The sequence below is a fragment of the Pseudomonas sp. R3-41 genome, from assembly GCF_054161485.1.
Genome location: NZ_CP096421.1, coordinates 658,883 through 685,669, shown reverse-complemented (window position 1 = coordinate 685,669; position 26,787 = coordinate 658,883). Strand labels below are relative to the sequence as shown.

Here is a 26,787-nt window from a genome sequence, read left to right as displayed (position 1 = left end):
GTTATGCACAGATAAAATCCCCTTCGTTACGCTCCTCACCACCCTGTTGCCCGTCTACACTCGACTCATCCTCACCAAGCCATGACGAGACAGTGATGCCCAGACTGACGGCCGCGCTTTTGCTGTCATTGATGACCTGGACCGCAACAGCTGGCGCGTTGACGCTCACCGACGAGGAGCTCCGCTGGCTCAAGGACCACCCCGACCTGCGCCTGGGTGTCGACGCCTCCTGGCCGCCGTTTGAGTTCCGCGACGATCAAGGCCGTTACCAGGGCCTGGCCGCCGATTACATCGAGATCATCCGTGAACGATTGGCCGTCAAGGTCACCCCGATCGAGCCGGTCAGCTGGACGGCCGTGCTGGAGCAAGTCGCACAAGGCAAGATCGATCTTTTGCCAGGCATCATGTCCACCCCGGAGCGCCAGAATTACCTGGCATTTACCCGCCCCTACCTGGACTTCCCCATTGTCATCCTGGCTCATCACGGTGGCGCCCGGCCTCACAACCTCAAGGAACTGTACGGGCTGAAGATCGCCGTGGTGGAGAACTATGCCCCCCATGAATTGCTACGCAACCATCATCCCGACCTGAACCTGGTGGCACTGCCCAACGTCAGCTCAGCCCTGCAAGCACTGGCGACCGACGAAGTGGATGCGGTAGTGGGCGATCTGGCTTCCAGTGTCTGGAGCCTGCGCCAACTCAAGCTCGAAGGCCTTTATGTCAGCGGTGAAACGCCCTATCGCTATCAGCTAGCAATGGCCGTCCCTCAAGACAACAAGATATTGGTCAGTATCCTGGATAAGGTCATCGCGGACATGAGCCCGGCCGAGGTCGCCGAGATCCAGCAAAAATGGGTCGGCAATGTGCATGACTACCGCCAGCTCTGGTCGGACTTGCTGCTGTATGGCCTGCCGGCGCTGCTGCTCCTGGTCGGCATATTGGCGGTGGTGATTCGCATCAACCGCCGGCTCAGTTCGGAGATCGCCCGACGGGTCGAGCTTGAGCAGGAGCTGCGCAGCAGCGAATACCATTACCGTGGGCTGGTGGAGAGCCTGTCGGCCATTGCCTGGGAGGCAAGGGTCAGCGATTTCACCTACAGCTACGTATCGCCCCACGCCGAAGACCTGTTGGGCTATCCCCTCTCCCATTGGCTGGTCCCAGGTTTCTGGCGCAACATCATTCATCCGGCCGACCTGATCCGTGCCCAGAGCTACTGTGATCAAGAAGTATTGGCGGGGCGCGACCACTGCATCGATTACCGGGTGATCACCGCCGATGGCCGCTGTCTGTGGGTACGCGATATTGTCAGCCTGATCGAACACGGGCACGAACCGCTGATGCGCGGGTTGATGATCGATATCAGTGAAGCCAAGCGTACCGAGGAAGCCCTACGTCTTTCGGAGCAGAAATTTGCCTCGGTGTTCCGCCAGTGCCCGGATATCCTGGTGATTGCACGGCTGTTTGACGGTTGCCTGCTGGAGGTCAACAAGGCCTTCGAAGAGCAGATCGGCTTGAGTGCCGCAGACGTGATAGGGCGCAGCGCAACCGCACTGGATATCTGGGGCATCCAGGGTGTGGGGCCGGGCCTGTTGCAGCGTTTGCAGGCTGGCAGCATCCGCAACCTGGAAATGCCCTTTCGCCGCAGCAATGGCCAGGTGTTCACCGGGCTGATCTCCGCCGAGCCCTTCGACCTCGACACGACGCCCGCCCTGGTCGTGGTGGTGCGAGACATCAGCCAGCTCAAGGAAACCCAGCAACAACTGCAGACATCCGAAGAGAAGTTCGCCAAGGCATTCCACGCCTCGCCCGATGGATTGCTGCTGTCCCGGCAAAGCGATGGCTTGCTGATTGAAGTCAACGAAGGATTCAGCCGCATTACCGGCTTCAACAGCGCCCTGTCGGTCGACCGCTCTACCCTGGACCTGGGCATCTGGGTCAATCTCAACGAGCGCAAGCAGATGCTCGACCTGCTGAAACGGGACGGCTTCGTCAGGGATTTCAGCTGCCATATCCGTCGCAACGACGGGCAGATACGGCTCTGCGAAGTGTCCAGCCGCCCGCTGCCCATCGGCAACGAAGATTGCATGCTGACCATCGCCCGGGACATTACCGAACGTCACCTGATGCAGGAAAAACTGCAACAGGCCGCCACCGTGTTCGAAAGCACTGCCGAAGGCGTGCTGATCACCGATACCCAACAACACATCAGCGCCGTGAACCGGGCGTTCACCGAAATCACCGGCTACAGCGAAACCGAAGCCCTGGGCCACACACCCCGGCTGTTGGCTTCCGGCCTGCATGACAGCGCGTTTTACGCGGCGATGTGGCACCAGTTGACAGCGGAGGGGCACTGGCAGGGAGAAATCTCCAACCGACGCAAGAACGGCGAGCTGTACCCCAGTTGGCTGACCATCAGCGCGGTGCGCAATCGGGACCGACAGATCACCCATTTCGTCGCCGTCTTCGCCGATATCTCCAGCCTCAAACACGCCCAGGCCCGGCTCGATTACCAGGCTCACCACGACCCGCTGACGGGCCTACCCAATCGCACACTGTTCGAAAGCCGCTTGTTGGCGGCCCTCAACAGCCAACAGGAAAACGGCGGCCAGGGTGCCGTGCTGTTCCTGGACCTGGACCGCTTCAAGCACATCAATGACAGCCTCGGACACCCGGTCGGCGACCTGCTGCTCAAGGGCATCGCCGTGCGCTTGCGCGAGCAGTTGCGTGACATCGACACCGTGGCGCGCCTGGGCGGCGACGAGTTCATTATCCTGCTGCCGGGCCTGCAACAGCCCAGCGATGCCGAGCACATCGCCCAGAAACTGTTGAACTGCTTTACCGCACCGTTCCAGGCCGGCGAACACGAGTTCTTCATCAGCGCCAGCATCGGCACCAGCCTCTACCCGCAGGATGGCTGCGACGTCGCCACGCTGGTCAAGAATGCCGACGCGGCGATGTACCGCTCCAAGGCCAAGGGGCGCAACCGGGTGGAGAGATACACCCGCGACCTCACCGCCCAGGCCAGCGAGCGCGTGGCCTTGGAACACGAGCTGCGCCGGGCGATTGAACGCAACGAGCTGTCACTGTCCTTCCAACCGAAAATCAGCCTCGTCGACAATCGATTGGTAGGCGCCGAGGCACTGATTCGCTGGAATCACCCGACATTTGGCGACGTTCCGCCCGAACACTTCATCCCGCTGGCGGAAGAAAACGGGATGATCCTGCAAATTGGCGATTGGGTTCTGGAACGTGCCTGCCGGCAGCTGTGCGAATGGAACAGCACCTACGAAAGCCTCGGCCCACTGTCGGTCAACCTGGCCGGTGCCCAACTGCGTCAACCCAACTTGCTGGGGCGTATCGAACAACTGCTGCGCGAACACCAACTCAAGCCCGACCTATTGCAACTGGAAATTACCGAAAACTTCATCATGAGCCAGGCCGAAGAGGCCCTGACGGTGCTGCACCAGCTGAAAAAGCTTGGCGTGCAACTGGCCATCGACGACTTCGGCACGGGCTATTCCTCCCTGAGTTATCTCAAGCGCCTGCCGCTAGACATCCTCAAGATCGACCAGTCCTTCGTCCGCGGCCTGCCCGATGATCCCCACGATGTGGCCATCGTGCGGGCAATCATCGCCCTGGGCCGCAGCATGCAATTCACCATCATCGCCGAGGGCGTCGAAACCCTGGCCCAGCAGCAATTCCTGACCGAAGAGGGTTGCGAACAGATCCAGGGCTACATCGTCAGCCTGCCCCTGTGCGCCGAGGAGTTCGCCGCAACGTTTCTATGTGTGTCCGTATCGGATTTTTCGGATAGCACAGCCGAGAAACCGTCGCTATAATCCGCGGCCTACTGAGGGCCTATAGCTCAGTTGGTTAGAGCAGAGGACTCATAATCCTTTGGTCCACGGTTCGAGTCCGTGTGGGCCCACCAAATTAAAAGCCGCGCATTGCGCGGCTTTTGAGTTTTCAGAAAGTGATAACGCCCTATCCGAAGGTGTAAGGTCGTCATCAGTCGAACACTCCCTGGATTTCGTCAAGCGTGGGCATTGCAGCCGGCACCACGGCGAACTCACAATCCAGAGCTCCCAGGATTCGCGCGTAGGCGAGCATGCCCACCGACAGGTCACCCTTTTCAATGGCGATGACCTTCTGCCGGGTGATACCCGCCAAAGTAGCGAGATCGGCTTGGGTCAGACCGCGATTCAGGCGGCGCTGCCGGACCTGTTGGCCAAGACGCGTTGTGATAAGGGCATAGTCCATGTTCTGTATACGCAACAAACCAATTGAGATGTAACGTATACCTAACTTGTAAAAAAATCAAAACCGCTGTGTCCCACAGGGGAGCAGTTCTCCCCGTTAGCCTCTTTCACTCCATTACAATAAAAATCCCTCCCCTCACCGAGACGCCCATCATCGCCAGCCCCAGCCTCCCCCGCCTGTTTCTTGAACTGTTCTGGCAACTCGGCATCCTCCTGGTACCAGCCTTTTTCGTCACAATACTGCCGCCCCCATTGGCCTTGCTGGCGGTAGTCTGCCTCGGACTGCTAATGGGCCTTGCCGCTCGCCTGGGCTTTTTGGCGATGGGCCGGGGCATTGCCCGGCTGACGGTCGGCGCGGTGTTTGGCCTGGGTTTCAGCCTGGGTCGGGCGTTGCCTGAGTGGTGGGGCATTTTGGTGGCGATTGTCGGCATCATCGTCGGGCTCGCCTGCGTCAGTAGCTGGGAGCGGCGCCTTGGGTTGGCACCCGTTTCCAGCAAAGGGCCGAGTGCCTGGGGTGGAAATGAGCCATTGCTGACCCCTGAAGGCGAGCCGATCCGGGTCTTCAACCACAGTGAGATCGCCATGGGCGGCCCCACCTATTGCGACTATATGTTCCCCGATGGTGCCCTCCTTCTCGGCTTGGGTTCCTCGGCCCTGTTCTCCCGCGACGGGCGCTACTTCGCCGCGACAATACCGTCCAGGCAGAACTGGGGCCTGCTGATTCTCGACCGCCAGCAGCGTCAGGTGTATCGCTGCGCCGACAGCGAGCTCTGGGAGCTGGACGCTTTTGACCTCGGCGTTTTGAGCGGGCGCCATAGCCCACTGGTGAACGACAGCGTTCGCGAAGTTCGGTTGCCTGAGCTATTCCAGACGGCCAGTGTTACGCACCTGCTACCCTTCGCTGACCTGTGGCTGGAATCCGATTGGCATCCCGAACAGGTTCAACAGACCTTTGAACGGCACTCCACCGATGGCCAGCACTGCCTGCGGGGCGACATCGCCTTGCCCGCGACCTTTCGCAACCTGGCCCAGCCGCTGGAACCGCTGATTTCCCCGCGCTATACCATCAGCATCAACGGGCAACCCTCCGGCCTGCGGATGGCGGCCGATGCGCCGTTGATCTGGAGCAGCGATCATCGCGCCCTGGTGTGCCTGGCTCAGGCGCAAGATCCCCAAGCAGATGGCGACCAGTATTGGTTGTGGCAGCTCGACAACGGTTGGCGGGCCTTGCCTTCGCCCTGGGTGAGGCGGGAAGCGGAACCATCCTTCTACTGGCATGAATTGCTGGGCCTCGACACCAACCACGTGTTTATCGGCTCGTACCTCGACTATGCGCGACCGGGCTCCGGCCGGTATGGCTATCGCCTGGACAGCATCCACGGCGATACCGAGACCCAGGCCGGTCACGACGCCCAAGGGCGCGTGCAGGTTGGCGAATTTATGCTGACCCTCATGACCATCGCGATGCCGTTGGACAGCCAAGGCCAGCGCGGCGATTCATTCATTGAAACGCAACCGATGCAGGACGGAGTACGCGCGCGGTTGACCTGGCTTGTCGATAATTCCGACGGGCTGGGAGGCTATCGCTGCCAGATCGGTGGCTGGCACTTGCCGGGAAGTTGGCTGCTGGATCACCGCGTCTCTGGCTGCGGACGTTACCTGGCACTGCTGCCCTTCGAACAGTCAACGACCGTAACCACCCATGGGGTGGTTGCCGACGTGAAGGATCGACGCCTGCTGGTAGGACCGCCGATGTGGGTGCAGCGCATCCTCGATTTTCGTGATGGCCGGCTGAGCCTGGCGGTGGTTGCCGGTCGTCTTGACCAGGATCTGGACAGCAGCGCGCTACAACGCTTCAACATTCCTGCGCCGCCGATTGGCGGTGATCCGGCATTCTTTCATCCCGACGAACGCTCCCGGCTGTTCTACAACACCGTGGAGCTGCAGGTGACGGGCTCACAATTGCACAGCATCGCCCCCTGGCGCCTGGTGGATTGTCCGCAAGTGGCCAACGCCGACGGCGACTTCATCCTGCCCGCGCCTGACCATCGGGATGCCGCCTGGTTGTTTGGCAGCGAAACGGAATATGCCGACAGTTGGGTGCGTGCCCAGACGCCCCGGCTCGGAGGCCATCTGCTGACAGCCTCTGGCTGCGCGTTGGTCGACTTGGCGCCCTCGATGATCTGGTCGACGGATGCCCGTTACCTCGCCCTGACTTGCATGGCGACCGATGCGGCAGAACTGTGTGGCAGCTACCGGGGCTGGCAATTATTACTTCTGGACGTCCAGCAGCACACGTTGCGGGTGCACCCACAATGGCTGGGCAACCGGCCGCTGTTTGAACGCTTCGACGAGCAACTGCATGTACGTTGCTTTGAGCGCGATTGGGCAGCCGAAGACGATGAGGACCCTGGTTCAGTGCAGGCGTTCTCCCTGGATGCTCTGTTGCAGTTGCCCGCTGAACAGTTGGTTTGCCAGGACGGTTTCTGGTTCAGGGTTTCACAGGTGTACCAGGCCCCCGTCTGGCGCGCACTGGCTTTGCCTGCCATTGGCTATTTCGCACGTGAGAGCCTGTAACATGCTCGCCATCGAATGCCTGCGCCGGAGCCCACCTTGACTGATACCCGCCCCCCCGTCCTCGACGAAATCGACCGGCAACTGATCGCGGCGCTGCAAATCAACGCCCGGGAAAGCGTCGCGATGCTGGCTCGGCAACTGGGCATCGCCCGCACGACCGTGACGTCGCGGCTGGCGCGCCTGGAAAAGACCAAGGTGATTACCGGCTATGGCGTGCGCCTGGGCCAACGGGTGATTGACGGAGGCTTGCAGGCTTACGTCGGCATCAAGGTACAACCGCGCTCCGGCAAGGACGTGCTGCGACGCCTGAGCGCCATGGCCCAGGTCCAACAGTTGTGCGCGGTCAGCGGTGAGTTCGATTACGTCGCCTGGCTGCGCACCGACTCTCCAGAACAGCTGGATCAACTGCTGGACCAGATTGGCAGCGTGGATGGCGTGGAGAAAACCACCACCTCGATCATCCTCAGCAGCAAGATCGATCGGGGCCAGCCCGTCTAGCCCTGCGCAACTTAACCCGTGGGAGCGAGCAAGCTCGCTCCCATAGGGGAAATCGTCAGTTATGGTGCTTGATAGGCAAAGTTTTCGATTCTGACCTGCCCCTCCGGAAAGGTCGCGATAATCTCCAATTCGCCTCCCATGGCACGGATGTAATTTCGCAACGTGCTGATGTACATATCCGTACGGCGCTCCATTTTCGAGACCGCCGCCTGGTTGATATGCAGCGACTTGGCCAAGGCCTCCTGGCTCAACTCCTGCGCTTGGCGCAACTCGTGCAATGGCATCTCTGCACGCAACTTCTGATACAGAGCTTGTGCACGCGCCTGGGAGTCAGGCGCACGACGCGCCATCAAGTCGGAAAATTTCTTAGCCATTGTCACAGCCCTCTCTCTTCAATACTTCCAAATGCTCGTCATAGAGGCGTTCGGCCAAGGGCACATATTCCTGATACCAGCGGTCCCGGCCAGTTTTGTCTCCCCCGATCAGGAGGATGGCGCAGCGGCGCGGATCAAACGCATAGAGCACACGATAAGGCCTACCTGCGTGTTGCACTCGTAATTCACGAAGGTTGCCATGACGCGAACCTTTGATATCACTGGTGTGAGGAAAGCCCAGATAAGGCCCGGTGTCGCCGAGCAGCATTACCGAAGCCTGTACCGAGTCTTGCTCTGACGCACGGAGACAGTTCCACCACATCTCAAATTCATCCGTGTATTCAACGTCCCATTTCATACAAATATGCCACCTGGGTTATATAACCTCAAGGGAATAACCATAGAAGTAACGGCGGGTATCTGCTCCCGTTGATTGCGCAAGTAATTGTTAGGGAGAGTTTCTGTGGGAGGCTGGCTTCGTCATTAAGACTGAACAATTGGTCAAAATGACTGGAACATATTCAAAACGACGACATATTGTGTCTTATTAACGTGTTCCACCCTCCCTAGAATGGCTGGCATCTTTCCTATACTCAGACGCGAAGCCGCGTCGAGTCGTCCATCAAGGTCAGCCATGAACAAGAACAATCGCCACCCAGCAGACGGTAAGAAGCCCATCACCATTTTCGGGCCGGACTTTCCTTTCGCCTTTGACGACTGGATCGAACATCCGGCCGGCCTGGGCAGCATTCCCGCGCACCACCAGGGTACGGAAGTGGCGATTGTCGGTGCTGGGATCGCCGGTCTGGTGGCGGCGTACGAGCTGATGAAGCTGGGACTCAAGCCCGTGGTCTACGAGGCGTCGAAGATGGGTGGGCGCCTGCGCTCACAGGCGTTCAACGGCGCTGAAGGGGTAATCGCCGAGCTGGGCGGCATGCGTTTTCCGGTGTCGTCCACCGCGTTCTACCACTACGTCGACAAACTGGGGCTGGAGACCAAACCGTTTCCCAACCCGCTGACCCCGGCGTCCGGCAGTACGGTTATCGACCTGGAAGGCCAGACCTATTACGCCCAGAAACTGGCGGACCTTCCCGCACTGTTCCAGGAAGTCGCCGACGCCTGGGCCGATGCGCTTGAGGATGGCTCGCGCTTCGGCGACATCCAGCAGGCGATCCGCGACCGCGACGTGCCACGCCTCAAGGAGCTGTGGAACACCTTGGTGCCCCTCTGGGACGACCGCACCTTCTACGACTTCGTCGCCACCTCCAAGGCGTTCGCCAAGCTCTCGTTCCAGCACCGCGAAGTGTTCGGCCAGGTCGGTTTCGGCACGGGCGGTTGGGATTCTGATTTCCCCAATTCGATGCTGGAAATCTTCCGCGTCGTGATGACCAACTGCGACGACCACCAGCATCTGGTGGTCGGTGGCGTCGAACAGGTACCTCACGGCATCTGGAACCACGTGCCGGAACGCTGTGCGCACTGGCCCGAAGGAACCAGCCTGAATTCGCTGCACCTGGGCGCCCCCCGCAGCGGCGTGAAGCGCATTGCCCGTGCGGCCGATGGCCGGTTCAGCGTGACGGACGTCTGGGAAAACACCCGCGAGTACGCCGCCGTGCTGGTCACCTGCCAGAGCTGGCTACTGACCACCCAGATCGAATGTGAAGAAGCGCTGTTCTCGCAAAAGATGTGGATGGCCCTGGACCGCACCCGCTACATGCAATCGTCCAAGACATTCGTGATGGTCGACCGGCCGTTCTGGAAGGACAAGGACCCGGAGACCGGCCGCGACCTGATGAGCATGACCCTGACCGACCGCCTGACCCGTGGCACCTATCTGTTCGACAACGGCGACGACAAGCCCGGCGTGATTTGCCTGTCGTATTCCTGGATGAGCGATGCGCTGAAAATGCTTCCGCATCCGGTGGAAAAACGCGTGAAGCTGGCCCTCGATGCCCTGAAGAAGATCTACCCCAAGGTGGACATCGCCGCACGCATCATTGGCGATCCGATCACCGTGTCCTGGGAAGCGGATCCGCATTTCCTCGGCGCCTTCAAGGGCGCCTTGCCCGGCCACTATCGCTACAACCAGCGCATGTACGCGCATTTCATGCAGGACGACATGCCGACCGAACAACGCGGGATCTTTATCGCCGGCGATGACGTCTCATGGACACCTGCCTGGGTCGAAGGCGCGGTACAAACCTCACTCAATGCCGTGTGGGGAATCATGAAGCACTTCGGCGGAGAAACTCACGCCGAGAACCCGGGTCCAGGTGATGTGTTCCACGAGATCGGTCCGATCGCCCTGCCCGAATAAAAGGAGTTTTTGATGCGTGTAGCCCTCTACCAATGCCCACCGCTGCCACTGGATCCAGCCGGCAACCTGCAACGCCTGCACCAGGTGGCGCTGGAGGCCAGGGGCGCCGATGTGCTGGTGCTGCCGGAGATGTTCATGACCGGCTACAACATCGGCGTCGACGCGGTGAATGTATTGGCCGAGGTCTACAACGGCGAGTGGGCGCAACAGATCGGCCGCATTGCCAAGGCGGCCGGCCTGGCGATCGTCTATGGCTACCCCGAACGCAGCGAAGACGGGCAGATCTACAACGCCGTGCAGTTGATCGACGCTCAGGGCGAGCGCCTGGCCAACTACCGCAAGAGCCACCTGTTCGGTGACCTCGATCACGCCATGTTCAGCGCCGGCGACTCAGCGCTGCCTATCGTCGAGCTCAACGGCTGGAAGCTCGGCCTGCTGATCTGCTACGACCTGGAGTTCCCGGAGAACGCCCGCCGCCTGGCCCTGGCCGGCGCCGAGCTGATCCTGGTGCCGACCGCCAATATGCAACCCTACGAGTTCATCGCGGACATCACCGTCCGTGCCCGCGCCATCGAAAACCAGTGTTTCGTGGCCTACGCCAACTACTGCGGCCACGAAGGTGAACTGCTGTATTGCGGCCAAAGCAGCATCGCCGCACCGAATGGCAGCCGACCGGCGCTTGCGGGGTTGGACGAGGCGTTGATCGTCGCAGAGCTGGATCGACAACTGATGGACGATTCCCGAGCGGCCTACAACTACCTGCATGATCGCCGCCCCGAGCTTTACGACGACCTGCACAAACACTGATTGAGGATTGAGAACGCGGCCTAATCCGCTAGCATGAGCGCATCTTTGTTCTGGAAGCGCTCATGCCGGCCCCCGACTCCCTCCGCCCCCACACTGAAACCCTGGCCAACGGCTTGCGGGTGACATTGCGTCACGTCCCAGGCCTCAAGCGCAGCGCTGCAGTATTGCGAGTCGCGGCTGGCAGCCATGACGCGCCCCTGGCCTGGCCGGGATTGGCGCACTTGCTCGAGCATCTGTTCTTCCTTGGCACCGAGCGTTTTCCCGCTGGGGAGAACCTGATGGCCTACGTGCAGCGCCATGGCGGCCAGGTCAATGCGCGCACCAGCGAACGCACCACGGATTTCTTCTTCGAATTGCCACCCGCCACCTTCGCCGACGGACTGGAACGGCTGGGGGACATGCTCGCTCACCCACGCCTGGATGAGGCCGATCAGTTGCGTGAACGGGAAGTGCTACACGCCGAGTACATCGCCTGGTCCCGGGATGCTGCAGCCCAGCGACAGATTGCCTTGCAGGACGGCCTGTCGACGATCCATCCGTTGCGGGGTTTTCATGCGGGTAATCGCGACAGCCTCGCGGTGGAGCACGCCGAATTCCAATGCGCATTGCATGACTTCTACCGCAGCTTCTACCAGAGCGGCCAGATGAGCCTGAGCCTGGCCGGCCCGCAAAGTATCGACGTTTTGAAAGCGCTGGCTGAACAGTTCGACAGCCACATACCTGCCGGCGAAGCGCTTGCCAGGCCGGCACCGCCACAGCTGATGGCATCGTCCCAGACGAGTTATCAACAGGCCCGCGAGGGTTGCCTTGATCTGCTGTTCGCCTTCGAAGATTTGCCCAGCGCCTCGCCCCAAGCCTTGGACTTTCTCTGTACGTGGCTGAACTCCAGCAAACCGGGCGGCCTGCTCGCCCTGTTGCGTCAACGCCACTTGGCTGACAGTCTCAAGGCCACCGCGCTGTATGAGTTTGCCGGGCAGGCGCTGCTGCACATCGAATTCAAGCACGCCAACGCCCAGACAGCGGCGCAGATCCAGCCGTTGCTGCACGACTGGTTGGGTTTCTTTGCCGCCCAGGATGACTGGGCGCCGTTGCGCGAGGAGTTCACCGCGCTGTTGCAGCGTCGGCAGGAAACAGGGTCGGCGTTGCAGTTGGCCCGCTGGGATTGTGAAGGTCGTGACGGGCCGCTGTGGGCACACGACCTCGTGAGACTCAGGGAAATCCTCAAGCAACTGCACCCTGTCGATAACGTCACGGGACAATGGCAACTGCCCGCGTCCAACCCGTTCCTGCAAACGCCAAGCGAAGCGCCTCGCGCCGGGCTGATACGCGGCCAGACCAGCGCCCACCGTGGCTTGCGCACCTTCGCCCAGGACCGCTCCCGAGGCCGGCGGGAACGCTCGCCCATGCAGTTCAGCCAGGCGCTGCCCGACAACGGTCGTGAAGGCGCGGTGTACCTGCGCTGGCAACTGACGACTCAGCCACCGCTGGATCTTCAATCCCGGCTCGACCGGCATCTGGAGGAGGTGCGTGAGGATGCTCGCCAGGCCGGCGTGGACGTCAGTTTCGAACCTTCAGGGAATCAATGGCTGCTGAAACTGGTCGGCTTGCAGGCCCCGATGCCGCTGGTGCTCGAACACGTCCTGGCGAAGCTTTCACAGCCGCTGCCCATGGCTCAGGCCGCCCACGAGCCCACACCGATACCCATTCGACACCTGCTCAAAGCGCTGCCGAATCATTGCCGGCAATCGCCAGCGTTGCCCATGCCCGACAGCGACCAAAGCGTGTGGACAACGGCCCGCTGGGATGGACTGTCCATCGGTCTGTCGACCGCCACTCAAGGCGCGCTGGGCCCGGTGCTGGCCCGGGTGCCAGGCATCGCCAGCGAGGACATCAGCTTGGCGATGGCGCCGCGCGGACAACGCATCTGGCATACGCTCCAGACCCACGGTGAAGAAGCGGCCGTGTTGCTGTTTTGCCCGACCGCCACGCTGGCGCTGGCCGACGAGGCCGCCTGGCGGTTGCTGGCGCAGCTGTGCCAGACACCGTTCTATCAGCGCCTGCGGGTGGAGCTGCAGTTGGGTTATGCCGTGTTCAGCGGCTTGAAGCAGGTCGATGGGCAAACCGGGTTGCTGTTCGGCGTCCAGTCTCCCAGCGTCTCGGCGGCGCAACTGATCGCCCACATCGAGACATTCCTGGCCGGGATCCCGGCGCTGATCCAGCAGCTCGATGATGCGTCCCTGACCGATCAGCAACAGGCGCTCGCCGCTCAACTCCAAATGGATGCCCTGCCCCGCGCCCAGGCCGCCGAACTGCTCTGGCAGGGCAAGTTGGCTGGCCGCCCGTCGGATTATCTTGAGCGACTGGCCGATGCCATCCTGCAACTGGATCGCCCACAACTACGAGCCGCCGCCCAGGGTTTGGTCGATGCTGATGGGGGATGGTATTGCCTGAGCAATGGCGCCTGCCCGACAGAGCGTTGGCAAGCGGCGCAATGATCATTGCAGCCGCTGTAATGAGCTTTCTTTGAGAATCGCGGCGAACGAATTTGTCAGATTTAGTAACATAGCCGCCTAAGCATCTGAACATCTCCGAACGGAGGTGGACTATATGTATAGGTTTCCATCGTTCCATCGAACCTGATTCCCCCAACCAAAGGAGTATTCCCATGTCCTGGTCCAAACCCGCATATATCGACCTGCGTATCGGTTTCGAAGTCACCATGTACTTCGCCAGCCGCTGATTGCTGCAGGCGCTCAAGCACGCAGCACTACGCCTCGGCCAGCCGAGGCGTTTTTATTTCGGTTTGCAGATGGAGCAGCCATGTTCGTCCAGATTCTAGGTTCCGCCGCCGGTGGCGGTTTCCCCCAGTGGAACTGCAACTGCGCCAATTGCGCAGGTTTTCGCAACGGCAACTTGCGGGCCCAGGCGCGTACCCAGTCGTCCATCGCCCTGTCCGATGACGGGGTGAACTGGGTGCTGTGCAACGCCTCCCCGGACATTCGCGCCCAGCTCCAGGCGTTTGCCCCGATGCAGCCGGGCCGGGCCCTGCGCGACACGGGCATTGGCGCGATCATCCTGATGGACAGCCAGATCGACCACACCACCGGCCTGCTCAGCCTGCGTGAAGGTTGCCCGCATCAAGTCTGGTGCACCGACATGGTCCATGAAGACTTGAGCACCGGCTTCCCGCTGTTCAACATGCTCACCCACTGGAACGGCGGGTTGAGCTGGAACCGTATCGAACTCGACCAGAGCTTCACCATCGCCGCCTGCCCGAACCTGCGCTTTACCCCGCTGCCCCTGCGCAGCGCAGCGCCGCCCTATTCGCCCCATCGCTTCGACCCGCACCCGGGCGACAACATCGGACTGATCGTCGAAGACCTGCGCACCGGCGGCAAGCTGTTCTATGCGCCGGGGCTGGGCAAGGTCGACGAGTCGTTGCTGGAGATCATGGCCGGCAGCGACTGCCTGCTGGTGGACGGCACGATGTGGGACGACGATGAAATGCAACGCCGTGGCGTCGGCACCCGCACCGGTCGGGAAATGGGCCACCTGGCTCAAAACGGCCCCGGCGGCATGCTGGAAGTGCTGGAGCAACTGCCCGAGCAGCGCAAGGTCCTTATCCATATCAACAACACCAACCCGATCCTCGACGAAGACTCGCCCGAGCGGGCTGAGCTTGTACGTCGAAAGATTGAAGTGGCTTACGACGGAATGAGTATTGAGTTGTAGAAAGGGTGGGACGATGGTGGACGTGGGGTTGCAGTTGTGTCAGCCAACATTATTGCTGGCTGACAGGACGCATTCGCGAGCAAGCCCGCTCCCACAGAGACCGAGTAAAACTTGATATTTCATGCACCGCAAAACCAATGTGGGAGCGGGCTTGCTCGCGAAAAGGCCAGAACAGGCACCCCAACCGCCAGCGGTTATTCCCCGGAGAACCGAAATGACTGACACCCCCCTGTCCCCCGCCGAGTTCGAAGCCGCCCTGCGTGCCAAAGGCGCGTATTACCACATCCATCACCCCTATCACGTGGCGATGTATGAAGGCCGTGCCACTCGCGAGCAGATCCAGGGTTGGGTCGCGAATCGCTTTTATTACCAGGTGAATATCCCGCTCAAGGATGCCGCGATCCTGGCCAACTGCCCGGACCGGGAGATCCGCCGCGAGTGGATCCAGCGCCTGCTCGACCATGACGGCGCGCCCGGCGAAGACGGCGGCATTGAAGCCTGGCTGCGGTTGGGCCAGGCGGTGGGGCTGGACCCCGATCAACTGCGCTCCCAGGAATTGGTGCTGCCGGGCGTGCGCTTCGCGGTGGACGCCTACGTCAACTTCGCCCGCCGGGCCAGTTGGCAGGAAGCCGCCAGCAGTTCGTTGACTGAACTGTTCGCCCCGCAGATCCACCAGTCGCGCCTGGACAGCTGGCCGCAGCATTACCCGTGGATCGACCCGACCGGCTACGAATATTTCCGCACTCGCCTGGGCCAGGCCCGGCGTGATGTGGAGCATGGCCTGGCGATCACCTTGCAGCACTACACCACCCGCGCAGGGCAAGAACGCATGCTGGAGATTCTCCAGTTCAAACTGGACATCCTCTGGAGCATGCTCGACGCCATGACCATGGCCTACGAATTGAACCGCCCGCCCTATCACACCGTGACCGACCAACGGGTCTGGCACAAAGGAATTACCTTATGAGCTTCGACCGCAGCCAAACCCCGCGCTGGCGCCCCGGCTATCGCTTCCAGTACGAACCGGCCCAGAAAGGCCACGTGCTGCTCTATCCTGAAGGCATGATCAAGCTGAACGACAGCGCGGCGCTGATCGGCGGCCTGATCGATGGTGAACGCGATGTGGCGGCGATCATCGCTGAGCTGGATAAACAATTTCCCGGTGTGCCAGAGCTCGGTGACGACATCGAGCAATTCATGGAGGTCGCCCGTGCAGAGCACTGGATCACCCTTGCCTGAGAAGCCCGCCGTCGGCCTGCCGCTGTGGCTGCTGGCCGAGCTGACCTATCGCTGCCCGCTGCAATGCCCATACTGCTCCAACCCGCTGGACTTCGCCGAGCAAGGCAAGGAACTGAGCACCGAGCAGTGGTTCAAGGTGTTTCGCGAAGCCCGGGAGATGGGCGCCGCGCAGTTGGGTTTTTCCGGTGGGGAGCCGCTGGTGCGCCAGGACTTGGCGGAGCTGATTGGCGAGGCGCGCAGGCTGGGTTTCTACACCAACCTGATTACCTCCGGCATCGGCTTGACCGAACAGAAGATCAGCGACTTCAAGAAAGCCGGTCTGGATCACATCCAGATCAGTTTCCAGGCCAGCGACGAGCAGGTGAACAACCTCCTGGCCGGCTCGAAGAAAGCCTTCGCGCAAAAACTGGAAATGGCCCGCGCGGTGAAAGCCCACGGTTATCCGATGGTGCTGAACTTCGTGACCCATCGGCACAACATCGACAAGATAGACCGCATCATCGAGCTGTGCATCGCCCTCGAAGCTGACTTCGTCGAGCTCGCCACCTGCCAGTTCTATGGCTGGGCGCAGCTCAACCGCGTCGGCCTGCTGCCCACCCGGGAGCAACTGGTGCGGGCCGAGCGCATCACCAATGAATACCGCGCCAAGCTGGAAGCCGAAGGCAACCCGTGCAAGCTTATCTTTGTCACACCGGACTACTATGAGGAACGCCCCAAGGGTTGCATGAACGGCTGGGGCAGCATTTTCCTGACCGTCACGCCGGACGGCACGGCATTGCCGTGTCACGGCGCCCGGCAGATGCCGGTGCAGTTCCCGAATGTGCGCGACCACAGCATGCAGCACATTTGGTACGACTCGTTCGGCTTCAACCGCTTCCGCGGTTATGACTGGATGCCCGAACCGTGTCGCTCGTGCGATGAGAAGGAAAAGGACTTTGGCGGCTGCCGCTGCCAGGCGTTCATGCTCACGGGCGATGCCAGCAACGCCGACCCGGTGTGCAGCAAGTCCGAACATCACGGGGTGATCCTTAAAGCGCGTGAAGATGCCGAGCACGCCACACAAACCATTGAACAGTTGGCCTTTCGCAATGAACGAAACTCGCGCCTCATCGCTAAAGGCTGAGCCTTTCAGCGCCGCCCAGGCCGTTGCCGCCGGCACCGACTTCGCCGAACTGCAAGTCGGGCCCTTGGGCTTGTTCTGGAATGAATACCGCCCCGCGGACGGCGCCTGCCGGATCTGGCATTGGCAAGACGCCGAGGCCCGCTGCCTGACGCCGGACGGATTCAGCGCCCGCAGTCGGGTCTATGAATACGGCGGCGGGTCGTTCTGCCTGAGCCATGATGGCGTGCTGTTCGTCAACGAGGCCGACCAACAGCTGTACCATCAATCGCTGAGTGACGAACAGCCCGTGGCGCTGACCTTCGGTGAGTGCCGCTATGGGGACCTTGGCTTCGCCGACGGCCAGGTGTTGGCGGTGGAAGAACAGGCCAACCAGCATCGCCTGGTGTCGATCGGGTTGGCGGATCATCAACGGCATCTGTTGGCCGAAGGCGCCGATTTCTACGCTTCGCCTACCCTGAGCCCGGACGGCCAGCGGCTCGCCTGGATTGAATGGAGCCGTCCGCATCAGCCCTGGACAGCGACGCGGTTGATGTTGGCCGAGCGCACTGCTTCGGGCTGGAGTGAGCCGCGCTGTGTGGCCGGCAACGGTGAGGAAGAATCCATCCAGCAACCGCGCTTCGACGCGGCCAGTCGCCTTTATTGCCTGACTGATCGCGGCGGTTACTGGCAGCCCTGGATGGAATCGGCCCAGGGCTTAGAACCCCTGCCCGCCGCCGCAGCCGATCATGCCCCAGCGCCGTGGCAACTGGGTGGCTGTACCTGGCTGCCGCTGGACGAACACACCTACCTGGCGAGTTGGACCGAAGCAGGTTTCGGACGCCTGGGCCTGTGTCGCCGTGACGATGCCAACGAGGACTTCACCGACACCTACAGCCGCTTTCGCAGCCTGGCGCTGGATGAGCGGTTCATCTACGCCATTGCCGCCTCGCCGACTCATCCATCGGCAGTCATTGCCATCGAGCGGCAGCGTCATGAAGGAGTGGTGCTGGCCGGCGGCGTCACGCCATTGTCCATCGAACAGATCAGTCGTCCGCGAACCCTGCGCTATCCATCCGGGTCAGGTGAAGCCCACGGGTTCTTTTACCCGGCCATGAATGCACAAGCGAAGCCGCCCTTGGTGGTGTTCATTCACGGCGGTCCTACCTCGGCCTGTTATCCCCTGTTCGATCCGCGTATTCAGTATTGGACACAGCGCGGCTTTGCCGTTGCCGATCTCAATTACCGCGGCAGCAGCGGTTATGGCCGGGCCTATCGGCAGGCGCTGCATTTGAATTGGGGCGTGGTGGATGTCGAGGACGCCTGCGCGGTGGTCGCCTATCTGGATGAACAAGGCCTGATTGACAGCCGTCACGCGTTCATTCGTGGTGGCAGTGCCGGTGGCTACACGACCCTCTGCGCCTTGGCGTTCCAAGATGTATTCCGCGCCGGTGCCAGCCTCTATGGCGTGAGCGATCCTGTCGCCCTCGGCCGGGCCACGCACAAGTTCGAAGGTGATTACCTGGACTGGCTGATCGGCGACCCGCAACAGGACGTCGAACGCTATCGCGCCCGCACTCCGCTGTTGCACGCCGAGAACATCCGCGTGCCGGTGATCTTTTTCCAAGGTGAGTTGGACGCCGTGGTGGTACCGCAGCAAACCCGCGACATGGTCAGCGCTTTACAGGCCAACGGCGTGGCGGTCGAGGCCCACTACTATCCAGATGAACGCCACGGTTTTCGCAAGGCGAAGAACCAGGCCCATGCCCTGGAGCATGAGTGGTTGTTCTATCGCAAGGTGATGGATAGCGATCTGTAGGCAGTGGAACACCACTTGTGGCGAGGGAGCTTGCTCCCGCTCGATTGCGCAGCAATCGCAAAAGCTTGGGGCCGCTGCGCGACCCAGCGGGAGCAAGCTCCCTCGCCACAGATCCAACAACAGAAACTTCAGCGCTTGGCGATGATGTACACCGCGTGCACGATGCCAGGAATGTAACCCAGCAGCGTCAGCAGGATATTCAGCCAGAACGCCCCGCCAAAACCGACTTGCAGGAACACTCCCAGTGGCGGCAGCAGGATGGCGATAATAATGCGAATGAAATCCATGGATGACTCCCTGATCAACGATGGCCAAATTGCCATATAGCTCATTGACCCCAGACCGCTCGTCAGGGTTCAGTGGGACGCATGCTGAAGCAGCCCCAAGGGTTAGACGCCTGCAAGAATAAAAAACGCAGGCAAAAGAAAACCCCGCCGAAGCGGGGCTTTGCAGACTGTTTCCCTGACATCCATTTCACTCCGCCGTCCTGGCAGAATCCTACGTGTCCGTGTTGTTACTTTTGCGCGTCCTGCGCTACGTCCATGGAAGCTAGGTTAGTCCTGGATCCAATTGGCCGATAGAGGGAAAACGCCGGCACGTCGTGTAAGCAAATGCTTACACAACGTCATCGTTTCAGAACTGGCTGGCTTCCAGCAGGAACAGCGACTCGCTGCCCGCCTTTACCGAAGCGCTCAAAGAGTGGATACGCGGCAACAGGCGAGCGAAATAGAACCGTGCCGTTCCGAGTTTGCTCGCGTAGAAATCATCCTGGTTTTCCTTGCCCGAGGCAGCCCGGGCCATCAGCGCCCACATGTAGGCATACGCGGTGTAGCCGAACGCCTGGAGATATTCCACCGACGCTGCGCCAATTTCGTTCGGGTTGCTCTTCGCCCGGTCCAGCAGCCAGTCGGTCAACTCATCCAGCGTGTCGACCGCGCCGTTCAACGGCTTGATGAACTCTTCCAAGTCGCCGCTCGCAGTGGCGGTGAAATGGCGAATCTCATCGGCGAACAGGCGATAGAACGCACCGCCGCTGCCGACGATCTTGCGCCCCACCAGGTCCAGCGCCTGGATACCGTTGGTGCCTTCGTAGATCTGGGTGATGCGCACGTCACGCACCAGTTGTTCCTGGCCCCATTCGCGGATGTAGCCATGGCCGCCGAATATTTGTTGACCATGGACGGTGGTTTCCAGGCCCAGGTCGGTCAGGAACGCCTTGGCCACCGGAGTCAGCAACGCCACCAAGTCTTCGGCGCGCTTGCGGGTGACCGGGTCTTCGCTGAACTTGGCCGTGTCCAGTTGCATCGCCACGTAGGTGGAAAACGCCCGGCCACCCTCGTTCGAGGCTTTCATGGTCAACAGCATCCGGCGCACGTCGGGATGGACGATGATCGGATCAGCGACCTTGTCCTTGTTCTGCGCACCGGTGGGCGAGCGGCTTTGCAGGCGGTCGCGGGCGTATTCGACGGCGTTCTGGTAGGAGCGCTCACCGGTGGCCAAGCCCTGGATGCCAACCCCGAGGCGCTCGTAGTTCATCATGGTGAACATCGCCGCCAGGCCTTTGTTCGGCTCGCCCACCAGATAGCCCACGGCTTCATCGAAGTTCATCACGCAGGTGGCGGACGCCTGGATGCCCATCTTGTGTTCGATCGAGCCGCAGTTGGCCGCGTTGCGCGCGCCCAGGCTGCCGTCGGCATTGACCATGAACTTGGGCACCAGGAACAGCGAAATGCCCTTGGGGCCTGCCGGCGCGTCCGGGAGCTTCGCCAGTACCAGGTGAATGATGTTCTCGGTGAGGTCGTGCTCGCCACCGGTGATGAAAATCTTCGTGCCACTGACCTTGTAGGAACCGTCGGCCTGGGGCTCGGCCTTGGTGCGGATGATCCCCAGGTCCGTGCCTGCATGGGGCTCGGTCAGGCACATGGAGCCGGCCCAGACGCCGGCGTACATGTTCGGCAGGTACGTCGCCTTCAGCTCTTCGCTGGCATGGGCATTGATCGACAGGCAAGCGCCGGCGGTCAGCATCGGGTACAGGCCGAAGGACAGGCTCGCGGAGTTGACCATTTCCTCGACCTGGGCCGAAACGGCCTTGGGCATGCCCATGCCGCCGTACACCGGGTCACCGCCGACACCGACCCAACCGCCTTCAGCATACGTCTTGTAGGCCTGTGGGAAACCTGCCGGCGTGGTGACGGCGCCGTCCGCCCAGTGGCAGCCTTCTTCGTCAGCGGAGCGACTGAGAGGCGCGATGCTTTTGCTGGTGACTTTGCCGGCTTCTTCCAGGATCGCTTCGACCGTTTCAGCGTCCACGGTGTCGGCCAGCACCGGCAATTGGGCCCAGAGTTTCGCGACCTCGAACACTTCATTGAGGACGAAGCGCATATCGCGCAGGGGCGCTTTGTAGTCAGCCATGGCAAACCTCGCAGGATCTAAACAATTGTTCGTAAAAGACGGTTTTCGCAGTGACCTGAGTGTACCTCAACAACTTTTGCGACACATAGGGTCAACACATGACCGTTTTGTTATTTTTAGTCATCACAGAAGTTCGAGTAATTTATCGTGGCGAGGGAGCTTGCTCCCGCTTGACCGGGCTGGCGCTCCAGTGCGTAGCGCTCACAAAGAGGGTCTGCTGCGCAGCCCAGCGGGAGCAAGCTCCCTCGCCACAGAGAAATGTTTCAGCCCATCAGAGTGCAAACAACTCCGCAGGCAATTGCATCAGGCAATCACTCCCCGCCTCGATGGCGGCCCGATGGGCGGTCGTGCGCGGCAACAGGCGCTTGAAGTAAAACTCGCACGTCGCCAGTTTGCCCTGGCAAAAATCGCTGTCTCCAGTGCCACCGTCGAGTTGCGACTGGGCCACCAGGGCCATGCGCAACCACAGGTAGGCCAGGATGATGTAGCCGCTGTACATCAGGTAGTCCACTGAGGCGGCGCCCACTTCATCCGGGTTCTTCATGGCAGCCATGCCAACCTGGGTGGTCAGTTCGCCCCATTCCCGGTTGAGCCCGTCCAATTGCGCAATATAGGCGTTGAGCTGCGGATGCCCGGCATTGGCTGTGCAGAATTTATGGACAATTTTAGTGAAGCCACGCAGTAACTTGCCCTGGCTGCCCAACACCTTGCGCCCCAGCAGGTCCAAGGCCTGGATGCCATTGGTGCCTTCGTAGATCGGCGCGATCCGACAATCGCGCACAAGCTGCTCCATGCCCCACTCGCGGATAAAACCGTGTCCGCCAAAAACCTGCATGCCGTGGTTGGTCACCTCCAGCCCGGTGTCGGTCATGAAGGCCTTGCAGATCGGGGTGAGGAACGCCAGCAGGTCCTCGGCCTCCTGGCGAGCGGTTTCGTCCGGGCTCAGGTGCGCGGTGTCGAGCAGTTGCGCGGTGAAATAGGTCAGCGCCCGGTTGCCTTCGTTGAAGGCCTTCATGGTCAGCAACATCCTGCGCACATCGGGATGGACGATGATCGGGTCGGCGACTTTTTCCGGCGCCTTGGGGCCGGTCAGCGCGCGCATTTGCAAACGGTCGTTGGCGTATTTGATCGCCCCCTGGAAGCTCGCCTCCCCCAGGCAAAGGCCCTGCATGCCGGTGCCGAGGCGGGCGTGGTTCATCATGGTGAACATGCAATTAAGGCCTTTATTCGCCTCGCCGATCAGGAAACCCTTGGCCCCGTCGAAATTCAGCACGCAGGTAGCCGAGGCCTTGATGCCCATTTTGTGCTCGATCGATCCGCAGGAAACGCCGTTGCGCTTCCCGGCCTCACCCGTGGCGTCCGGCAGGAACTTTGGCACGATGAATAGCGAGATGCCCTTGGTCCCGGCCGGAGCATCGGGCAGCTTGGCGAGCACCAGATGAATGATGTTGTCGCTCATGTCGTGCTCGCCGGCGCTGATGAAGATCTTGCTGCCGGACACCGCGTAGCTGCCGTCCGCCTGGGGCACCGCGCGGGTCTTGATAATGCCGAGGTCGGTGCCACAGTGGGCTTCAGTCAGGCACATGGTGCCGGTCCACTGGCCGGCGGTGAGTTTGCTGAGATAGGTCTGCTTCTGTTCCTCGGTGCCGTGGGCGTGGATGGCCGACATGGCGCCGTGGGTCAGGCCGGGATACATGCCCCAAGAGGTGTTGCTCGATCCGATCATTTCGCTGATGACCAACCCCAGGGAACTGGGCAAGCCCTGGCCACCGTAAGCAGGGTCCGCCGCCAGGCCATGCCAGCCGCCTTCCACGTACTGTGCGAAGGCTTGCCTGAAGCCTGTAGGCGTAGTCACCACGCCATTGTCGAAATGGCAGCCCTCTTCGTCACCCGGGCGATTGAGGGGCGCCAGCACGTTCTCACAGAACCGAGCGCCCTCCTCGATAATGGCGCTGACCATGTCCGGGCTGGCATCGCTGGCACCCAGTTCGGCATAGCGGCCATGGAAATCGAAGACGTGGTCGATCAAGAAGCGCATGTCGCGCAGGGGGGCTTTGTACTCGGGCATGGTGGTTTTCTCCGGTAGCAGATCGTTCCAACCTACTGCCGGCCACCCAGGCCCACAATCACAGTCCAGACGCTGAATGCGCCATCATCACTCAACCCGCGGCGGCTTCCATGCGCACTGCGCCGCGGCGATTCTGCCCATAGGCGATCACGCAGTTTCGCCCCGCGCCCTTGGCGTTATAGAGCGCCTGGTCCGCCGATTTGAGCACCTCTTCGGGCGTACGCTGCTCGATGCGCTCGGCCACGCCGATGCTGACGGTCACCGATACGCTGGACGCACCGGCGCCGGAACGCCGCTGACGGCCTTGCTGATCGTCCTGGGGACGGCTGTCGGGATTACGCAGTTGGATAGCGTACGTCTCGATGGACTGGCGAATAACTTCCAGATGGGGCATGCATTCGTCGATGGTCTTGCCTGCGAACACCAGGGCGAATTCCTCGCCGCCGTAGCGATACGCCCTACCGCCACCGCCGATCTTCGACAGTTTGCTGGCGACCAGGCGTAGCACTTGGTCGCCCACGTCGTGGCCGTGGGTGTCGTTGAATTTCTTGAAATGGTCCACGTCGCTCATTGCCAACACATAGTTACGCCCCAGGCGCTGCATGCGTTCATTCAATGCACGACGCCCCGGCAGGCCGGTGAGCTCGTCACGGAAGGCCATTTGATACGCCTCGTGGGCGACCGCCGCGGCGATCATCAACATCACCTGGCTGCACATGATGTTCAAGGTGAATGGCAGGATGAAGGTTTTCGGCAGCATCCAGAACAACCCAAGCAGTCCCACCAACTGCGCCGCGTGCAACGGCCGGGGGTTACGCCAGTATTGCCAGGCCAGCAGCAGGAACGCGGCGGCGAACATCGGGTAGGACAATTGAATCAGGCTCATCCAGGCGCCGTGCAACGCGGGCCAGCGGATCTCCGACAGCCACAACAACAACGCCTGTGGGAAGCTCTGCTCCAACGCCAGCGCCACGCTGCCGAAAACCAGCAACACCGCAAACCGCGCCACCATGTCCTGGAACAAATGGGTGCGCTCCTGCCACGCCGCGAACAGCCCGAACAACAGCGGCAGCAACAGGCAGACGAGATGGAACACCACCGCCGCGTCTTCACGCACCTTGCCGTTGTCGCGGTAGAAATCGGTCTGGGTATCCAGCAGGAAGTAGGCGATGTACACCGTGACCATCAGAAACAATTCACGTTGACGTCGGTAGACGGAGCAATACGCCCCGCCCAGCAACAACACCAGCGTCGGCAGAACGTTGAACAACGAGGTGAAGAAAACGTTGAGATCCTTGACGTAGGCAGCCGCAAGCCCCGCCACCAACAACAGCAACGACGGTAGGAAATGGCTCAGGCGTACAGCGGAAGAACGCGGCAAGGGTAAAGCTCCGACCCGGCTGATCAAGGATGGCATTGTGCCTGCGCTGTGTAACCGATGTCACACTGCCATCGCTGTAACGGCAGAGCGGGAGGATTTCTTAGGGTTGGGTTGGATGAATATTGTTTCAGGATCACCGCGCCCTTCCCGTGGCGAGGGAGCTTGCTCCCGCTCGGCTGCGAAGCAGTCGTAAACCGGCGGGTGCGGTGTGTCTGATATTCCGCATTTGGCAGGTTTGGGGGCCGCTTCGCAGCCCAGCGGGAGCAAGCTCCCTCGCCACGAATTTGCCTTGACTGGCGTTATGGCAGACACAAAAAAGCCGCTGCTCCCGAAGAAGCAGCGGCTTTTGGAAGAACCGCCTAAGGCTTAGTAGCCCAGCGCGAAGTCTTCTTCTTTCATGTCCATCAGGTTGTTGGCGCCCGACAGCATGGTTGCCACATGGGTACGGGTACGCGGCAGGATGCGCTGGAAGTAGAAGCGCGCGGTCTGCAGCTTGGCGGTATAGAAGGCTTCTTCGGTGGTGCCGGCGGCGAGTTTTTCCGCCGCCAGGCGTGCCATGTCAGCCCAGAAATAAGCCAGGCAGGCGTAACCGGAGTACATCAGGTAGTCCACCGAGGCCGCGCCCACTTCTTCGCGATCCTTCATGGCTGCCATACCGACCTTCATGGTCAGCTCGCCCCATTCCTTGTTCAGCGCAGCCAGGGGTTCTACGAACTCCTTGACCGCTTCGTTGCCTTCGTTGCCCTGGCAGAACTTGTGGACGATCTTGGTGAAGCCCTTGAGTGCCTCGCCCTGGGTCATCAGCACTTTACGACCCAGCAGGTCCAAGGCCTGGATGCCGGTGGTACCTTCGTACAGCATCGAGATGCGGCTGTCGCGAACGTTCTGCTCCATGCCCCACTCGGCGATGAAACCGTGGCCGCCATAGATCTGCACGCCGTGGTTGGCCGATTCGAAGCCGACTTCGGTCATGAAGGCCTTGGCGATCGGGGTCATGAACGCCAGCAACGCATCGGCTTTTTTCTTCTCTTCTTCATCCACGCCGTATTTGACGATGTCGACCTGCTTGGCGGTGAAGTAGACCATCGCCCGGTTACCTTCGGCGAAGGCTTTCATGGTCAGCAACATGCGACGCACGTCAGGGTGCACAATGATCGGGTCGGCGGCCTTGTCGGGCGCTTTCGGGCCGGTCAAGGAACGCATTTGCAGGCGGTCACGGGCATATTTCAGGCCGCCCTGGAAGCCGATCTCGGCGTGGGCCAGGCCTTGCAGCGCAGTGCCCAGACGCGCGGTGTTCATGAAGGTGAACATGCAGTTCAGGCCTTTGTTCGCCGGGCCGATCAGGAAACCAGTGGCGGCGTCGAAGTTCATCACGCAGGTGGCGTTGCCGTGGATGCCCATCTTGTGTTCAAGGGAACCACAGCTCACCGCGTTGCGCTGGCCAATGGTGCCATCGGCGTTAGGCAGGAACTTGGGAACGATGAACAGGGAAATGCCCTTGGTGCCGGCCGGTGCATCGGGCAGGCGTGCCAGCACGATGTGGACGATGTTGTCGGCCATGTCGTGTTCGCCGGCCGAGATGAAAATCTTCGTACCGGAAACCTTGTAGGAACCGTCGGCCTGAGGCTCGGCCTTGGTGCGCAACATGCCCAGGTCGGTGCCGCAGTGCGGTTCGGTCAGGCACATGGTGCCGGTCCATTCGCCGGACACCAGTTTGGTCAGGTAGGCCTCTTGCTGTTCGGGCGTACCGTGTTCGGAAATCGTGTTCATCGCGCCATGGGACAGGCCCGGGTACATGCCCCACGACCAGTTGGCTTCACCGACCATCTCGCTGACCGCCAGGCCCAGGGATTCCGGCAGGCCTTGACCACCATGCTCGACGTCATGGGCCAGGCTTGGCCAGCCGCCTTCGACGAATTGCTTGTAGGCTTCCTTGAAACCGGTCGGGGTTTTCACGCCGGACTCGCTCCAGGTGCAACCTTCGATGTCACCCACGCGGTTCAGCGGAGCCAGCACCTGCTCACAAAACTTGGCGCCTTCTTCGAGAATGGCGTCAACCATGTCCGGAGTTGCGTCCTGGCAAGCCGGAAGGCTCTGATAATGCGCTTCGTAGCCAAGCAGTTCGTCACGAACGAAGCGAATATCACGCAAGGGGGCCTTGTAGTCAGGCATAGCGATAAACCTCTGCTGATGTAACCGGGAATG

The 26,787-nt window shown here is 61.1% G+C and carries 20 protein-coding genes and 1 tRNA gene; 13 read left to right on the top strand and 8 right to left on the bottom strand.

Going from position 1 to position 26,787, the window contains the following annotated elements:
* Positions 1–95 precede the first annotated feature (95 nt).
* Positions 96–3,839 carry a bifunctional diguanylate cyclase/phosphodiesterase gene (locus tag M1D99_RS03055; RefSeq protein ID WP_458131364.1) on the top strand — a complete coding sequence of 1,248 codons (3,744 nt, stop codon included), beginning with the start codon at positions 96–98 and terminating at the stop codon, positions 3,837–3,839.
* Between the two features lie 15 nt (positions 3,840–3,854).
* Positions 3,855–3,931 (top strand) — tRNA-Ile (locus M1D99_RS03050).
* A gap of 77 nt (positions 3,932–4,008) precedes the next feature.
* Here the strand turns inward: M1D99_RS03050 and M1D99_RS03045 are convergent.
* On the bottom strand, positions 4,009–4,260 hold the full coding sequence (locus M1D99_RS03045; RefSeq protein ID WP_434573952.1) for a helix-turn-helix transcriptional regulator: 252 nt from the start codon (positions 4,258–4,260) through the stop codon (positions 4,009–4,011).
* 287 nt (positions 4,261–4,547) lie between these two features.
* Between M1D99_RS03045 and M1D99_RS03040 the strand changes: the two genes are divergently transcribed.
* Positions 4,548–6,836: a hypothetical protein gene (locus M1D99_RS03040; protein WP_434573950.1), complete on the top strand. Its 2,289-nt coding sequence runs from the start codon at positions 4,548–4,550 to the stop codon at positions 6,834–6,836.
* A gap of 36 nt (positions 6,837–6,872) precedes the next feature.
* Positions 6,873–7,334, top strand: coding sequence for an Lrp/AsnC family transcriptional regulator (locus tag M1D99_RS03035; protein WP_018607342.1), 462 nt, complete (start codon positions 6,873–6,875; stop codon positions 7,332–7,334).
* Between the two features lie 59 nt (positions 7,335–7,393).
* On the opposite strand, the gene M1D99_RS03030 is transcribed toward M1D99_RS03035, so the two are convergent.
* On the bottom strand, positions 7,394–7,708 hold the full coding sequence (locus tag M1D99_RS03030) for an XRE family transcriptional regulator (RefSeq protein WP_186706953.1): 315 nt from the start codon (positions 7,706–7,708) through the stop codon (positions 7,394–7,396).
* A complete protein-coding gene (locus tag M1D99_RS03025; protein WP_186706952.1) occupies positions 7,701–8,066 on the bottom strand; it encodes a type II toxin-antitoxin system RelE/ParE family toxin in 366 nt (121 codons plus the stop codon). Before M1D99_RS03025 ends, M1D99_RS03030 begins: the two co-directional genes overlap by 8 nt.
* A 276-nt stretch (positions 8,067–8,342) precedes the next feature.
* Between M1D99_RS03025 and M1D99_RS03020 the strand changes: the two genes are divergently transcribed.
* The 9 genes from M1D99_RS03020 (at position 8,343) to M1D99_RS02980 (ending at position 18,721) form a co-directional block, all read left to right on the top strand.
* Complete coding sequence (locus tag M1D99_RS03020; protein ID WP_434573947.1) at positions 8,343–10,025, top strand: flavin monoamine oxidase family protein; 1,683 nt, start codon at positions 8,343–8,345, stop codon at positions 10,023–10,025.
* 12 nt (positions 10,026–10,037) lie between these two features.
* Positions 10,038–10,832: a carbon-nitrogen hydrolase family protein gene (locus M1D99_RS03015; RefSeq protein ID WP_411385795.1), complete on the top strand. Its 795-nt coding sequence runs from the start codon at positions 10,038–10,040 to the stop codon at positions 10,830–10,832.
* Between the two features lie 62 nt (positions 10,833–10,894).
* The gene (gene pqqF, locus M1D99_RS03010) at positions 10,895–13,327 is read left to right on the top strand and encodes a pyrroloquinoline quinone biosynthesis protein PqqF (RefSeq protein WP_434573945.1); all 2,433 of its coding nucleotides are present in this window, start codon (positions 10,895–10,897) and stop codon (positions 13,325–13,327) included.
* A 170-nt stretch (positions 13,328–13,497) separates the two neighbouring features.
* Positions 13,498–13,572 (top strand): pyrroloquinoline quinone precursor peptide PqqA, encoded by a 75-nt coding sequence (gene pqqA, locus M1D99_RS03005; RefSeq protein WP_003177660.1) that lies wholly within the window; start codon positions 13,498–13,500, stop codon positions 13,570–13,572.
* An 80-nt stretch (positions 13,573–13,652) separates the two neighbouring features.
* Complete coding sequence (gene pqqB / locus M1D99_RS03000) at positions 13,653–14,564, top strand: pyrroloquinoline quinone biosynthesis protein PqqB (protein WP_434573943.1); 912 nt, start codon at positions 13,653–13,655, stop codon at positions 14,562–14,564.
* Between the two features lie 214 nt (positions 14,565–14,778).
* Positions 14,779–15,531: a pyrroloquinoline-quinone synthase PqqC gene (gene pqqC, locus M1D99_RS02995; protein ID WP_186729607.1), complete on the top strand. Its 753-nt coding sequence runs from the start codon at positions 14,779–14,781 to the stop codon at positions 15,529–15,531.
* Positions 15,528–15,803: a pyrroloquinoline quinone biosynthesis peptide chaperone PqqD gene (pqqD, locus tag M1D99_RS02990; protein ID WP_434573939.1), complete on the top strand. Its 276-nt coding sequence runs from the start codon at positions 15,528–15,530 to the stop codon at positions 15,801–15,803. Before pqqC ends, pqqD begins: the two co-directional genes overlap by 4 nt.
* On the top strand, positions 15,796–16,926 hold the full coding sequence (gene pqqE / locus M1D99_RS02985) for a pyrroloquinoline quinone biosynthesis protein PqqE (RefSeq protein WP_434573937.1): 1,131 nt from the start codon (positions 15,796–15,798) through the stop codon (positions 16,924–16,926). The genes pqqD and pqqE overlap by 8 nt, the downstream gene beginning before the upstream one ends.
* On the top strand, positions 16,892–18,721 hold the full coding sequence (locus tag M1D99_RS02980; RefSeq protein WP_458131363.1) for an alpha/beta hydrolase family protein: 1,830 nt from the start codon (positions 16,892–16,894) through the stop codon (positions 18,719–18,721). Before pqqE ends, M1D99_RS02980 begins: the two co-directional genes overlap by 35 nt.
* Positions 18,722–18,849: 128 nt before the next feature.
* Here the strand turns inward: M1D99_RS02980 and M1D99_RS02975 are convergent, their stop codons facing one another.
* From M1D99_RS02975 to M1D99_RS02955, 5 genes are all read right to left on the bottom strand, one after another.
* Positions 18,850–19,008: a YqaE/Pmp3 family membrane protein gene (locus M1D99_RS02975; protein WP_003177654.1), complete on the bottom strand. Its 159-nt coding sequence runs from the start codon at positions 19,006–19,008 to the stop codon at positions 18,850–18,852.
* A gap of 346 nt (positions 19,009–19,354) precedes the next feature.
* Positions 19,355–21,133 carry an acyl-CoA dehydrogenase C-terminal domain-containing protein gene (locus tag M1D99_RS02970; protein ID WP_458131362.1) on the bottom strand — a complete coding sequence of 593 codons (1,779 nt, stop codon included), beginning with the start codon at positions 21,131–21,133 and terminating at the stop codon, positions 19,355–19,357.
* Positions 21,134–21,404: 271 nt separating this feature from the next.
* The gene (locus tag M1D99_RS02965) at positions 21,405–23,201 is read right to left on the bottom strand and encodes an acyl-CoA dehydrogenase C-terminal domain-containing protein (protein ID WP_458131361.1); all 1,797 of its coding nucleotides are present in this window, start codon (positions 23,199–23,201) and stop codon (positions 21,405–21,407) included.
* Between the two features lie 91 nt (positions 23,202–23,292).
* Positions 23,293–24,582: a GGDEF domain-containing protein gene (locus M1D99_RS02960; protein WP_434573929.1), complete on the bottom strand. Its 1,290-nt coding sequence runs from the start codon at positions 24,580–24,582 to the stop codon at positions 23,293–23,295.
* A 366-nt stretch (positions 24,583–24,948) separates the two neighbouring features.
* Positions 24,949–26,754 (bottom strand): phenylacyl-CoA dehydrogenase, encoded by a 1,806-nt coding sequence (locus M1D99_RS02955; protein WP_053125979.1) that lies wholly within the window; start codon positions 26,752–26,754, stop codon positions 24,949–24,951.
* Between the last annotated feature and the right edge of the window lie 33 nt (positions 26,755–26,787).